Raw genomic sequence first — 13,044 nt, 5'->3', positions numbered from 1 at the left:
GCGCGGCAGGCCACTGCGCCCTTTTGCGTGTCGCCAGCTGCCGCGTCGGGAGTCGCTGCGGGGTCGCCCATGTCGGTGTGGTCGATAAGCAGCGCAATTCCTTGCAATTCCTTCGAGACCCGCTGGCGGCGCGTCACGGCCGGCTGGGCACCTTCTTCCGGCCGGTGCGGGACCTGGCCAAGTTTGCTCTCAAGGGGAGGAAGGGGGTGCCGATCCCGATCCGCCGCCCGATCGACACCCCCGACGTCACGCTCACCGGCTGATCCCACGCCCGGCGGCCTCGCAGCCTCATACCCGGACATCGCACTGGGGGCGAGGCCCCCGGAGGAGAGGGGATGGGCGCGCCCCATTCCCATCGGTGATGAAAGTGCTGTATATTTCTAGTGCTGGTCGGAGGTTGGCCAACACCCCCACCTTTCGTCTGCACGGAGGCATTTGATGCTGCGTCGTTTCAATTCCGCCCCCCTGCCGATCGTCGCCGCGGTGACGGACGGCGGAATCGGCAGTGCCAACCTCGACATCCGGTTCGAGTACCGCGGCAGTCACACGTGGGCGGTCGCCGACGTGACCTACCGCGGATACGGCGTCATCGGCACGGGCCACTTCGGCAACCCCCTGGACCGGATCGTCGACCTGGCCGACCTCGCCCTGAAGTTCGGGGAAGCGACGCTCCGCATCCGCACCGGGCACGACAACGGCGTCACCACCACCTTCCAGACGCTGAAGTTCAGCCCGGCCGGCGTCGAAGCCGTCGAGGCGTCCAGCGTGCTGGAGCCGCTCCCGTTCTGACCGTTCCCCGGGGCGGCCGACGTGGCAAACGGCCGTCCCGGGCCTCAACCGAAGGCACCGAAAGGGACACCTACATGACGACGAAGTCCACGGCCACCGAAGGCGACCTCCTTATCGCCGAACTGGCGCGGCGCGGCCGGCGCGCGTACCTCGGCGACGAGGGGGGAGCGACGTTCCTGATCACGACAGCCGACCCGGATGCCCCCGACGACGAGGATTCCGCCTACACCACGGCACACCTCCTGATGTACGCCGGCGAGCACGCGGACCGCCCCGCCGGCGAGCACACCGAGCCCTGGTCGGCGCACCTCCACGACCCCGAGGGCAACTACATCGACACCCTCTTCGCAGGCTCCGGCACCCCGCTCGACGCCGAGACGGACGCAGCCCTGTTTGCCGCGCAGGTCTGCGACTGGATCGACGACCGGCGCAAGGCCACCGCACGGCCGGACACCACACCGGCACCGGCCAGCTCCGCTGACCACCGCGCCGGCGACCTCACTCTCGCCGAACTGCTCGCCTCCGCCGCCGACAACCACGCAGGCCTGGGCGAGCACCTTGGACGGGACGAGCGTGACGACATGTACGACACGATCACGAAGGCGTACGTCACTCAGATCGGAGTGGCCCTCATCGTGGCGCTGAGCACAACCAGGGCCGCCTTCCCCGAGGCGCAGCCTGCGCGTCAGCCTTACCAGCCTCGCCGGCCGCTGCGGGAGCTGACCCTGGCGGACTTCCTCCACCTGGCCCACCAGGAACGAGCCGCGCTGAGCGAGCATCTCGACCACGGCGACCGCGCCGACGCGTTCACCTTCGCCGTGTTCGCCGAGAGCCACGGTGAGGTGCTCGGCCGCTACCTCCGCCTCGCGCGACACGACCACGACACCGGCCGCGCGCCGGTCTTGCCGGCCTCCGGCAGCGACGCGAGCTGAACCAGCTGGGGTCGGGCGGCCGTGGCAGCCGCCCGCCCCCAGGCCCTCGACAAAGACCCGCCGCCGCAACACCAACCCCCTACGCGCGTGACGGACGCATGGTCGGCCACGCCCTCCTTGACGACCAGGCCGCCGCCGACCCTGACCCCACGTTCGCGGAGCGGGTCGGCCGCGATAGCAGGCTCGCGTTTCTGACGGCCTGCGGGTGTCGGTTTCTGGGGCGGGGACGCAGCTTCCCCGTGCCTGAATTGAGCCGCGGGGCGTTGAGGTGGCGGGCAAGTTGTGTCCTGCGTGCGGGAGTTCGGGTTGAGGAGGCCCTCTCTTTCCGAGTGCGCCGCTAGAGTCGGGTCATGTCTCTGGTGCGTGCGGAAGCCGACCTGATCCGACTGTGCCAGAGGGCCGGGCTCAGCGACGGCCAACGGGCCTTGTTGGAGGCCGTGCTGGCGGCGAGTGATCCCGAGGCGGTCCTGACCCAGCACGTCACCGGTGCCCCGACCGTGGTCGCCACGCTGGCCCGGGCGTACTCCGCCCTGGAGTCCCGGGCACGGCCGGGCCGGTCGAAGCCACAGCCGTACCCGGAGCAGGCGCTCGACTTGGTCATCGACGCGCGGAAGACCCTTGAGGCGTTCGCGTCGCATTTCCCGCCGGGGCGGGTCGACGGTGCGGTGAACGCGCTGACGGCCATTGAGCAGGGCGGCTCGGCGGGGTTGAAGAGTGCCACGGATCCTGCGGCGCAGGCCGCTCTCTTGGCGGGCCGGGTCGCCGAGGTGCACACCGCCGTCACCGACGGGTTCGCGGCGGCCTGGTGCGGGACAGCGGCGGCTGGCCCTAGGGAGCAGCTCGCGCTGGAGATGGCGGCTCTGTGCGTCATGGAGGGCCGTCAGCACCACCTGCTGAGTGACGACGTGCGCACCGCGCTGAGCCGAGGCTCGCTCGGTGCCGGCCGGTTGTTGAAGGTGCTGCTGCCGGCGGTGCGTGACTTCCGCGTGGCTGTGGTGGTCGAGGGCACCTCCCGGCTGGAGTCGCTGGCCACGCTCATGAACTCGGCGGCTGCGGTGGGGGACCTGCCCGGTGAGCTAGTGACCGGCTGGGGGCACGCCACGGCCGACCTTAACGAGCTCGCCGACCTGGCCGAGGCCGCGTCCGCCGCGCGCCGCACATGGTCGGGGGACCAGGCAGGCGGCCATGTGCTGCTGACCTTCACGGTCCGCGCCCGTGACCTGGGGGGTGCCGCGCTCCTGGGCCGGCGGCGGGCATCGGAGATGCTCGATCAGTACGTGGCGGGCCAGCGGGTCGCGGAGATCCGGCTTCGGCCCGAGACGCTCGCTCATGACCCGGACTCGGGCCGGGTGCTGAGGGCCGCAGTACCCGTCCTGGGGTCGGGGCCGGTGCGCCCGTTGACCATCGGCTGGCCGCCCGCGCTGCGTGAAAGCCTGCGCACCGGGCACATCGCCCGGGTCACCGAGGCGCCCACGACGGCGGCCGGGTTGTGTTGGGCAGCCTTGGAGGCGCTGGACGTGAAGTCCGGCAAGAAGGGAAACACCGGCGAGTTGGCGCGTGCGTTGAGCCTTCAGGCCGCCCGCCAGCAAGTGATCGACCTGCATCAGCGAACGCGCACTGCAGCGGTGGCCGAAGTGTCCGCCGCGCGTACGGCCCATCAGGCGGCGCAGCGCGCAGCCGACCGACTGGAGGCCGCTGCCAAGGCCGTTGAGGGTGTGCATGCAGCGTTGCTGGGAGAGAAGGCGGCAGCGGCCCGTGATACAGAGCTCGGCCAGCGTGCAGTGTTGGAGCGTGCTTCGGAGGCCGAGGCGTGCTGCGCGGTGGTGGACGCCTGGACCGGGGTCGGGCATGACGGGCTGCTGCGTGATCCGGACCGCTGGCTCGACACGTTCGCGTCGTCCGCTGACGCGGACCCTGCGCTGCGCGCAGCCGCCGACGCCCTGGCCGCTCTCACCGACCGCCTCGGCGGGGATACCGCCGCTCGGCTGCGGACCTGGCGTGCCCTGCTGGCCGACCCCTGCTCTCTCGCCGAATGGATCAAGGAGACCGCTGGGCGATTCGAGAAGAGCCTCGACTGGCTTTATGCGATCCGCAACACCGCCCTGCACGACGGCCGGTTTGCCTCCGCCACCGATCTTCTGGACGTCCACGCCGGGCGCGCCCTGGTCGACCTGACGCTGGAATTCCTCGGCAACTGGTACCAGCACGCGGCCACACCCACACCGGAACAGCCCGAGCGGACGGCCGTCGAGGTCATCGAGCACCTGGCTGACCGTCAGCAGGATGTGGTCGAGAAACTGGAAGGCGGCACGCGAGCGGGATGGAACGTGAGCCGGTTGACGAGCCCAACCTCCACCGGATGGGACCGTGCCTGACCGGCGATCCGGCTGAAGGCGGGAAGGAAGGGAGTGTCCTGCCAATTGAACGAGTACGCCACGATGGACGTTCGGGGACTCGAACCCCGATCTCTCCCGGTGGGCCGGCGCGATGGTGAATCGCTGCACCTGATGTGCTCCGGCCCTACTGGTTTCATTCTACGGATGCGACCGCCCCGACGACAGGCCGTCAGGACGGTTGACTTCTTTGGGCTTTGGCAGCCGATCGGGCCTGCTACTGCGGCTCCTGGCGTTCGTCGGTGGTGAGGTCATCGAGCCGTGCGGTCATGCTCTGGCATTGACGGCTTGGGGCGACCTCACTTCTCCTGCCTGAGCTGGTTCCACTACATGGCTCGCGACGTGGTCGTTCCGGCTTGAGGTGGCCCCGGGGTCTTCAGGGTGATGTTCCAACGGCAGTCTCAGGGGACTACGTTTCCCTCTGTGCCCACCGCAGAAGCCGCCTCGGCATTCATCAGCACATTCCTCACCGACTTTGCCCGAGTGCCGGAGTCGGCCCGAGCTGCGTTCATCGCGTCTGTCTTGGACTGGCGGGAGTTGGCGCCGATCGCGGTGGGCCCAGGGTGGGAGCAGCTGAGTGACGAACAGAGCGAAGCTGTTCTGGATGCCATGACTGACCACGTTGCCGCGCGCGTTGCTGACCTGCCCCTGGCGGACGCGGACCTGGTCATCACAGATACGGATCCTCACGACAGCGGCAAGTTCAGGGTGATGACTTCCGCGCTGGTCGATGAGGAGGCGACGGAGATCACCTTTTGGGTGTTCGAAGTGCCTGGCAATGGACTCAGGGTTGGGAATGTCGGGGTGGAGGGTGTGTCCTTCCTCGGCAGGTTGCGGCCGCAGCTGACGGCCATCGTGAAGAGTCAGGGCATCGATGCGGCGGTCCGCGAAATGAGTGCGATGGTTGGGCAGAAATGATCTGCGGCAGCCGGTCTGTCGCCCTGCCTGCTCGGTCGGGACCCGAAGCCTCCGGCGGATCGTCCGTCCCTCATGTCGCTGCGCTGATCACCTTTGCGAGGTACTGGTCGAAGAGGTCGGCCTTGTAGAGGAGCCCGCTGTATTTGACGGGGATGCGGTACCCGTTGACTTCGGCGGTAGGTGTGCCGGGCCCGGCGTGCCCGTTGTAATGTCCAGCGGCGGCGAACACCTTCTCTGCGGAGTCCACGAAGGCCTGGTACTTCATGGACTTCACGGCGGTGTCGAAGGAGGGGTTCCGCAGCCCCTTCACCTTGCTGGCCAGTTGCAGCAGGCGCGCGGTGGTGAAGCCGTCCACCTCCTCGGAGGGCTGGTTCTGGTAGAGGACGGTGTGGTACTCGGCGAACTTTCCCCTCGCCAGCGCCGCGCGCAGGGCGTTGACCGCCTTCGTCGACCCGTTTCCGCCCAGCCGCGGGTCCAGGAATGACGCCATCGTGTACTCGACCTTGACCTTGTGCCGCAGAACCCATTTGGTCAGGACCGGGCCGCCGCCCGTGGTCTCGAATTCCCTGCAGTACGGGCAGCGCGGGTCTTCGTAGAGGTGCACGGTCACCTGCGCCTGTGGGTCGCCCACCAGAATGCTCGTGCCGTCCGATTCCACCTGCTCGGGCACGTCGCCCAACCGGGGGTAGTCGGTTTTGGCCGCCGTTGGTTGCCCGCCTGGCTATGTCGGTGAGTAGGGGAGGCGTTTGTCGTCCGGTACGGGAGGCGGCTTCGTGTCGCGGAGGGTGATGTTGCCCAGTTTTGACGGCACTTGGAGCCTTGCAGTGGGACGATCGGTGTGCTTCTCCCGCTGGGGGTTCGAATGCACATATCGACGAGCAAGGTCGAGCTGTACGCGGCGATCCGCCGTGACCACCGTGCCGGTCTGTCGATGCGCGCTCTGGAGCGCAAGTACGGGGTGACCTGGCGGACGATCCGCAAGGCCCTGGACTCGAACTGGCCCGAGCCCCGCAAGAAGCAGGCGCCGCGTCCGACCCGGCTTGACCCGTACAAGCCGCTGATCGACGGGATGCTTCAGGCGGACCTCGACGCGCCGCCGAAGCAGAAGCACACGGTGAAGCGAATTGGGTGCGGCTCTGTCTGAGTGAGTTCCCGCGTCAGGCTTGAAGTGCGTAGATGTGCTGGTCGGGTAAGGGATGGAGCCGTTCGTGCTCTTTCCGCGCGTGGAAGATCCAGTAGTCGGGGAAGTCGCCGTTGCTGATGACGGTGCGGAGGGTGAGGACGGCTTCGGCGCCGGGGACGGTCCACCTGCTGCCGGTGATGTCGAGTCTGTCGGCGATCAAGTGGCGGGCTGCTCCTTCGACGGCGCCGCTGGCGATCGGCCAGCCCGCTGCCAGGGCCTGGTCGTAGTGGACGAAGTCGGCGTTGTTCTCGAGGTATCGGCACGCTTTGTCAGCGGCGGCGCGATGGTCGTCGCTGAGGTGGTGGCGGTCGGCTTCGGTGCGGATGTCACGGGCGGCGCCGGGGGCGTCGCCGGCCAGTATCCGGGCGGCCTTGATGCCGACCCAGTCCTCGGCCACGGGATCGGTGGCGGTGTGGAAACACCGCGAGGCCGCCCACAGCTTCTCGATCACGTGGACGATGTCGAGGACGATGTGGATCGTGACGCCGCGCCGGGCGGCCTCGGCCTGGATCAACTCCCGCTGGTGGGTGGCGCCGTCAATCAGTACGACCCAGGTCCGGTGGTGTTCGGGGTCGCGGGCTTCGGCCTGGTCGAACGCGGCGGCGATGACCGTTTCGGCGTCCTCCCGGACGGAGGCGGTGAGCCATTTCGCCCGTGCGATGGGTCCTTTGCGGACGGTGCGGTGTCCGGTGCGGCCGCCGGGCGGGGCGATGATGTCGTGCGGGCGGCGGACTGCGGGTTCCGCGTCGTGGACGACGGCGAGGGTGGCCATCCTTTTGCGGCAGGACTTCTCCCCGGTCGACAGCCGGGTGCGGAAGGTGTGCCGGGCCCTGGCGGCGGCCTTCGCGGTGGCCTCGCGCAGGTGGCCCGGGCGCATCACGATTCCCTTCTGGTCGACACTGATCACCAGCAGCGTCCCGGCCGGGGCCGGGTGGGGAGTGCGGGCCGTATAGAACGCGGCGACGTCCACGGCCGCGGCCCGCACCAGATCCTCCACCTGGCGTTTGCCCACCACCCGGCCCCCGCAGCTGCGGTCGATCGCTTCCAGCGCGGTGTCGTATGAACCGCGGGCCGCTTCGAGGACCGCGAGGCGGCGCAGTCCCAGACTGTGCCGCCCGTGGGGCAGGCCCAGCATGGCGTCGGCGGGGTAGAGGTTGGTCATGCCCGCGCCGCGCAGGGCGCATCGGGTCACGGTCACCGGCCCCAGCACGGTGGCCAGTTGCCGCCGGTGGCCCTTCTCCAGCCTGCTCCGGCCGCCGGCGAGCGCAGCCCGCTCCTGCGGACCGAGGGCCAACAGGTGGTCCTCCTCGTGGCGGGCCCGCCACTCGAGATGGGCCTGCAGGAGCAGTCGCCCCAGCTCCCGGGAGCCCGCTTCGACGTCGGCCTCGGCCTGTTCATGCGTCGCGGTGAGTGCTTCGGGGCTGGAGAGGCGGGTGGCCAGGGAAGTGAGGGAAGAAAACACGCGGGCAAAGGGGTCAGCCGCCGCGGCCGTTTCGTACGCTGCGTTCATCGGGCTCTCGTCTTCGGACAGTGGCGATCTGGTTGGCACCATCGACGCTAGGGACGAGAGCCCGGCCCCACACCGGCGCGACGCCGCTCGCCGGCCGCGGCTTCCCGCTCCGGCGCACCCGCGCCCGCCCTCCGCGCACCACCCCACGCGAACAGGCCCGGCTCGTCCTCGGCCAGCCAGCCCCGCTCCACCAGCCGTTTCAGCTTCGAACGGAACCCCTCCACCTTGTTCTTGTCCGTCGGCAACCCCAGCGCGGCGCACAGATGATGCGCCCGCATCGGATGCACCGCGTCCTGCATCACCTCGACGACGTCCCGGTACGAGCGCGGCAGCACATCCGCTTCAACCCCCGGCTCCCACTGCGGCACCAGCCGCACCCCGACCGGCGATCCCGCCCCGCTCCGGTCCACCGGCAGCGGGACTTCCTCCGCAGCCTCGTCCACGGACACCGTCACCGCCCCCTCGCCGGACAGGATCTCCGTCATCGTCTCCCGTGTGATCTCCAGCCGGGACAGCACAGCCTCCCGCTCGGCAAGACGACCAGCCAACTCCTCCATCCGCGAGCGAAGTTCACTGATCTCGGCCCGGGCAGCCGCCTCCCGCCGCTCGATCTCCTCCAGCCACGACACCATCGCCGCCTCCAAGACCACGTCCTGGGACACGACGATCCGCCGTCCGCGCACGCACGGCAACGGCGCACGGCATCACCAGCTCACTAAGAAAGAGCCGCACCCAAGCGACTTCATCGACCTACTCGATTCGATGACTGCAGAGGAGTCCGATCCATCGCGCCGCGAGTTCTTGGAGGGCTTCCCTGAAGGTTTTGGACTCATTAAGGATGACTCCTGACCTGGGATCTATTCATAACTCGGGAAGGACATGATGAAGCTTCTCCTCACCGACTCCGGTATCAAGAACGCGAGCATCCAGGACGCGTTGGTCGACCTGCTGGATAAGCCGATCGCCGAGTCCAACGCCCTCTGCATCCCCACCGCAGGGTACGGAGCCCCCGACGCCGATCCGGATGGGCCCTGGCGATTCATCAGCGGACGATCCCCCAGCCCCATGACCGAGTTGGGGTGGAAGTCGGTGGGCGTGCTGGAACTCACCGCGCTGCCCAGCATCGACACAGCGCGCTGGGTCTCCTGGGTCCGGGAGGCAGACGTCCTGCTGGTCAATGGCGGCGACGCGCTGTACCTGTGCCACTGGATGCGGGAATCCGGGCTGGCTGGGCTCCTGCCGTCGCTGCCCGACACGGTCTACGTGGGACTCAGCGCCGGGAGCATGGTGATGACCCCGCGCATCGGGCAGGACTTCGTGGGCTGGAAGCCACCCACCGGAGGCGACAGCACGCTGGGCCTGGTTGATTTTTCGATCTTCCCGCACCTGGATCATCCGGCTTGTCCGGAAAACACCATGGCCGCGGCAGAACGATGGGCGGCCCAGATCGCGGGTCCGGCGTACGCGACTGACGAGCAGACCGCCATCAAGGTGTCCGACGGCGCCATCGAGGTGGTCTCCGAGGGCCACTGGAAGTTGTTCAACCCGACCTCATGAGGCGTTGTTCCGGGGCGAGTTCGTGGTGCAGTGCTGGGGCGGCGATTCATGGAGTGAGGAGAACTCGCTTGCGGAGGAGTTCGAATCCCGCGCGGCCGAACATCTGCCGCTTGAGCATCTTGATCCGATTGACATGACCCTCCACGACGCCGGAGTTCCAGGGGAGGGTGAGACCGGCAGTGACGGCGTCGAGGTCGCGGATGAGGTGCTGAGCGAAGTGGCGGAGGCTGGGCAGTTCGGTGGTGGCGCTGGCCGCTTCGATCCATTCGGATAGTCGGTGACCTTGCAGGTGGGCGAGCATGTGAGCGAATGAGCGCACGTGCTCGGCGAGTGCGGTCAGTTCGGGGCAGTTGGCCAAGGCGGCTTTGAGCTGCAGTCGGTAGCCTTCGGACAGCGCGTCGGGGTGGGTGAGGATCCAGCGAGTGACGGCGCGGGCCGATGGCGGCCGGGGGTCGACCGGTTGGGGCTTGCCGCGAAGAGTCCTGCTGACGTAGTCCCGGACGCTGGCGTACCCGCGGGGATAGCCCCGTTCCTTGATCTCCTCCCATAGCTTCCAGGCGTTGGTGCAGCCTTCCTGCCAGCGTTGATCGAGGTAGGGCTTGTAGTCGTCGAGCCTGGTCGCACGGCTTTGCCACTGACCGGTGAACATCTCTTCCGGAGTCGTGGCGCGGGAGAAGCGCAGGATGGTGTTGAGGGTCATGCCGAGCTGCCGGGCGACGGATCGCTTGCTGTGGCCGGCGGCAAGGAGAGCGTGGATGGCCGCGTGCTTGGCGCGGGTGCGTTCGGCGAACCGGTGCCCTGTCGGCCAGGGCGATATCGCGGCCGGCTCCGCTTCCTCCCGAGGTTCCTCCGGCTGCGCCGGCATGGGACGCAAGCAGCCCCGGTGCCGGTAGACGCACTTCTCAGCGGCCTCTCCGAGGTTGTGCCAGAGATGCCACCGATCAGCGATCTGGAGGGCTTGCGCAGCGCCGCGGGTGGCTCCTTCGGCGAAGAACGGAGCGCGGTCACGGCAGATGATCTCGATGCCGGGCCGCTCGGCGAGCCAGGCTGCGAGCGTGTCCGCCTCCCGGTCGGGCAGGAGGTCGATCGGACGACGTGTTTCGACGTCGACGAGCACGGTTCCGTAGATCCGGCCCTTGCGCTGGGCGTATTCGTCGACGCCGACCACGCGGGGTGTGGCGGTGGCGGGGTCCGGAAGCGAGGCGATCAGTCTCAGCAGGGTGTTTCTACTGACTGGGACCTTGAAAGCATCCGTCATACGGGCGCCAGCCCGGCCTGCGAGTGCGAGACCGACCGATACCAGCGTCGATCGCAGCCGCTCAGTCCTTCTCCCGAACCGGCGAGTGAGCCCTGGGACTTGCTCGGCGAAGGTCTTGCGCGAGCAGCAGTCCTCCGCGCAGACGAACCGCCGCACACGTAACGACACCACGACGAGCTTGCCTGCTGTCGGCAGGTCACGAGGAAATCGCAGGTAGGAGCCATGTATTCGCCCCGACCAACATCCGCACCCCGGGCAGGCCGCCCGTTTGACAGTCGTCCGAGCTACGACCCGGACGACCGTGTCTGTCACCTCGACCGACTCCACCAACACACCCTCGACCGAGGAGAACAACAGCTCATCCAGCTGCGGCAGCACTTCGTTCACGGCGAAGGACTGTCGACCACACCACCGCCCAGCCGGGCGATTTTCGGGCGAACTCAACCGGCATCACACGAAGATCAATAGTCACCCTGCGTGCGCGCCCACAAGAAGTGGACCAGAGCCCCTAGCAACTGGCACAGCCAGGTGTCCACCGAACCTTGCGCTGCTGTGGGCCGGGTGGCTGTCCTGCGCGACTGCATACGGTGGAAATCTCGTCCGCCCGCGTGTGTCTGGTGCTGCGGGCGGTGAAGGGTTCGGCCATGGCCCCGCTGCCCCGGATCACGCCCATGCTCGCGACACCGGGTCGGCTGCCGCTGCCCGGTGGCGACGATCGGTGGGCGGTGGAGACCAAGCAGGACGGCCAGCGGGCGGTCGTGTATCTGCCGGGAGACGGCACGGTCCAGGTGCGCTCCCGGTCCGGCGAGGTCATCACCTCGGCGTACCCGGAGCTGCGAGATGTGGGTGGCGCGCTCGGGGGGACGCCAGCGGTCCTCGACGGCGAGATCGTCGCGCTTGATGAGGAGGGACGGGCGGATTTCGAGCGGTTGCAGTCCCGGATGGGGCTCACCAGGGCGCCGGTCCGGGCTGTCGAGCGGGCCGCAGAGCTGACCCCGGCGCACCTAGTGCTGTTCGATGTGATGTTCCTCGGCGGGCAGAGTCTGCTGGCACAGCCGTATGCGGAACGACGGCAGGTACTGCGCTCGCTGGGGCTGGACGGGCCGCGCTGGTCGGTGCCGGGCGCGGCGGTCGGACGCAGCGCGGAGGCCCTCGACCTGACCCGGGCCTCGGGGCTGGAAGGGATCGTGTGCAAGCGCCTGGCCTCGCGGTATGAGCCGGGGGTGCGATCCCGCTCGTGGATCAAGATCAGGAATGTGCTCACTGTCGACGCCGTCATCGGAGGGTGGGTGCCGGGGCGGGGCCATCTGGCAGGCCTGCCCGGGGCGCTCCTGCTCGGGGAGCGGACCGAAGGCCGGCTGCGCTATATCGGCAGCGTCGGCACCGGGTGGAGCGAGCGTGAACGGGCAGCTCTGGCCGGTCTGTTGTCCGTCGCCGCGGTCGCCTCCTGCCCCTTCACCCCGATGCCCCGGATCGCGGGCGCGCACTGGGTACTGCCGCGCCTGGTCGGCGAGGTCAAATACACCTCCCGCACGCGAGCGGGCTACCTGCGTCATCCCTCGTGGCACCGGCTGCGCCCAGACCTCGCGCCGGAGGGCAGCGCGTGACCCCTGGTCCCGTCTCGGTTGGCGCAGGCGGGAGCGGCGACGTCTCGTGAGGCGGCGATTCCCGAGGAGGTCCGCCTGGTCCTGCTCGTCTACGACGGAGGCTTCGACTAGCTCGGCTAGGAAACGGCGGCCCGGCTGTGTCGGATGCACGGTGGAGACCCTCAGGCGCTGGCAGAGGTGTTAGTCGCCGCGCCTAGGAGCATGGTGAGGGATACCGGGACGACGCGACGGTCGTCGCCCTGCTGCGGCGCGTCGGCTGACGCGATGGGAGGCGCGCAGACGCGACTCGGTGGGCCAGTACGAGAGGTCTGGCGTACGGTCCTGCCCACGTTGCCGCCACGCAGCCGGTTGCTGGCGTTCTGCGTCGAGCGCCGTTCCGCTGGCCGAGCTTTCGTAGCCCCCGGGAACGGACCCGCAGGTCCGCATCGCCCGGAGTCGGGGAGGACCTCGCCCTGCTCGTCGACCAAGACCAGGGCGTCCTCACCACAACGGCCATCAGATGAGGTCCCAGCCGTGCGGCCTTTCAACGGAGGTCGGTTATCACGGACAGGCCCATGTGGCCCGTGCGGCGGTCGATACCGTGCTCCCTACCGTCTGGACAGTCCGCGATGGGGCCAGCCGGTGGATCGACGGCCTCCGGCGTTGTCACTGATGTTGAGGTCGCGGAGATCCGTCACGCTTGCGCTCGCATAGGGCAGGCATGGTGCGGGGCCGTACCGGCGGCGGGCCGGCACGACCCCGCACCTGGAGCTTACTGGGGCCTGCGCTATGGCCGCTGACCGTCGGCGTTCTGCCCACGGAGCGCTAAGGGGTGCCGTCGTCTGGCGAAGGTCGAACCGGGGAACATCCTCGCCGTTTCGGACGGGGTCGGTCAGAGAGACGCCATCGCACCAGTTA

12 protein-coding genes are annotated in these 13,044 nt (G+C 68.7%); 8 read left to right on the top strand and 4 right to left on the bottom strand.

All coding sequences use genetic code 11. From position 1 onward, the window contains the following. Positions 1–77 precede the first annotated feature (77 nt). The 5 genes from OG226_RS00520 to OG226_RS00500 all read left to right on the top strand — a co-directional run bounded on the left by OG226_RS00520 (position 78) and on the right by OG226_RS00500 (position 5,032). A complete protein-coding gene (locus tag OG226_RS00520) occupies positions 78–263 on the top strand; it encodes a hypothetical protein (protein ID WP_329347256.1) in 186 nt (61 codons plus the stop codon). A gap of 175 nt (positions 264–438) precedes the next feature. Then, positions 439–789 carry a hypothetical protein gene (locus tag OG226_RS00515; protein WP_329347255.1) on the top strand — a complete coding sequence of 117 codons (351 nt, stop codon included), beginning with the start codon at positions 439–441 and terminating at the stop codon, positions 787–789. 74 nt (positions 790–863) lie between these two features. Next, the gene (locus tag OG226_RS00510) at positions 864–1,721 is read left to right on the top strand and encodes a hypothetical protein (protein WP_329347254.1); all 858 of its coding nucleotides are present in this window, start codon (positions 864–866) and stop codon (positions 1,719–1,721) included. 350 nt (positions 1,722–2,071) lie between these two features. Next, positions 2,072–4,096 carry a hypothetical protein gene (locus tag OG226_RS00505; RefSeq protein ID WP_329347253.1) on the top strand — a complete coding sequence of 675 codons (2,025 nt, stop codon included), beginning with the start codon at positions 2,072–2,074 and terminating at the stop codon, positions 4,094–4,096. A gap of 441 nt (positions 4,097–4,537) precedes the next feature. Beyond that, a complete protein-coding gene (locus OG226_RS00500; protein WP_329347252.1) occupies positions 4,538–5,032 on the top strand; it encodes an ABC transporter substrate-binding protein in 495 nt (164 codons plus the stop codon). A gap of 70 nt (positions 5,033–5,102) precedes the next feature. Here OG226_RS00500 and OG226_RS00495 read toward each other — a convergent pair whose 3' ends face one another. Next, positions 5,103–5,702 (bottom strand): DsbA family protein, encoded by a 600-nt coding sequence (locus OG226_RS00495; RefSeq protein ID WP_329347251.1) that lies wholly within the window; start codon positions 5,700–5,702, stop codon positions 5,103–5,105. A gap of 192 nt (positions 5,703–5,894) precedes the next feature. On the opposite strand from OG226_RS00495, the gene OG226_RS00490 reads away from it, so the two are divergent. Next, positions 5,895–6,176 (top strand): hypothetical protein, encoded by a 282-nt coding sequence (locus OG226_RS00490; protein ID WP_329347250.1) that lies wholly within the window; start codon positions 5,895–5,897, stop codon positions 6,174–6,176. 13 nt (positions 6,177–6,189) lie between these two features. On the opposite strand, the gene OG226_RS00485 is transcribed toward OG226_RS00490, so the two are convergent. Then, the gene (locus OG226_RS00485) at positions 6,190–7,725 is read right to left on the bottom strand and encodes an ISKra4 family transposase (protein ID WP_443066842.1); all 1,536 of its coding nucleotides are present in this window, start codon (positions 7,723–7,725) and stop codon (positions 6,190–6,192) included. Between the two features lie 47 nt (positions 7,726–7,772). After that, entirely contained in the window at positions 7,773–8,387 is a 615-nt protein-coding gene (locus OG226_RS00480) for a hypothetical protein (RefSeq protein WP_329347248.1), read from the bottom strand. Between the two features lie 220 nt (positions 8,388–8,607). Here OG226_RS00480 and OG226_RS00475 point away from each other — a divergent pair, with 220 nt between their 5' ends. After that, complete coding sequence (locus OG226_RS00475) at positions 8,608–9,282, top strand: Type 1 glutamine amidotransferase-like domain-containing protein (RefSeq protein WP_329353265.1); 675 nt, start codon at positions 8,608–8,610, stop codon at positions 9,280–9,282. Positions 9,283–9,328: 46 nt separating this feature from the next. Here the strand turns inward: OG226_RS00475 and OG226_RS00470 are convergent, their stop codons facing one another. Beyond that, a complete protein-coding gene (locus OG226_RS00470) occupies positions 9,329–10,927 on the bottom strand; it encodes an ISL3 family transposase (RefSeq protein WP_329347247.1) in 1,599 nt (532 codons plus the stop codon). A gap of 257 nt (positions 10,928–11,184) precedes the next feature. On the opposite strand from OG226_RS00470, the gene OG226_RS00465 reads away from it, so the two are divergent. Continuing rightward, complete coding sequence (locus tag OG226_RS00465; protein ID WP_329353264.1) at positions 11,185–12,147, top strand: ATP-dependent DNA ligase; 963 nt, start codon at positions 11,185–11,187, stop codon at positions 12,145–12,147. The last annotated feature ends 897 nt before the right edge of the window (positions 12,148–13,044 follow it).

Origin of the sequence: Streptomyces sp. NBC_01261 (assembly GCF_036226385.1) — a bacterium.
Classification (GTDB): Bacteria; Actinomycetota; Actinomycetes; order Streptomycetales; family Streptomycetaceae; genus Streptomyces.
Note: the sequence above shows the minus strand (reverse complement) of the source record. Positions and strands in the feature narration are given on the sequence as shown.

What these genes read in the sequence shown, in the direction of transcription:
- OG226_RS00485 (WP_443066842.1), bottom strand. Translation starts at nt 7,725, where the DNA reads ATGAACGCAGCGTACGAAACGGCCGCGGCGGCTGACCCCTTTGCCCGC.
- OG226_RS00505 (WP_329347253.1), top strand. Translation starts at nt 2,072, where the DNA reads ATGTCTCTGGTGCGTGCGGAAGCCGACCTGATCCGACTGTGCCAGAGG.
- OG226_RS00465 (WP_329353264.1), top strand. Translation starts at nt 11,185, where the DNA reads ATGGCCCCGCTGCCCCGGATCACGCCCATGCTCGCGACACCGGGTCGG.
- OG226_RS00510 (WP_329347254.1), top strand. Translation starts at nt 864, where the DNA reads ATGACGACGAAGTCCACGGCCACCGAAGGCGACCTCCTTATCGCCGAA.
- OG226_RS00490 (WP_329347250.1), top strand. Translation starts at nt 5,895, where the DNA reads ATGCACATATCGACGAGCAAGGTCGAGCTGTACGCGGCGATCCGCCGT.
- OG226_RS00475 (WP_329353265.1), top strand. Translation starts at nt 8,608, where the DNA reads ATGAAGCTTCTCCTCACCGACTCCGGTATCAAGAACGCGAGCATCCAG.
- OG226_RS00515 (WP_329347255.1), top strand. Translation starts at nt 439, where the DNA reads ATGCTGCGTCGTTTCAATTCCGCCCCCCTGCCGATCGTCGCCGCGGTG.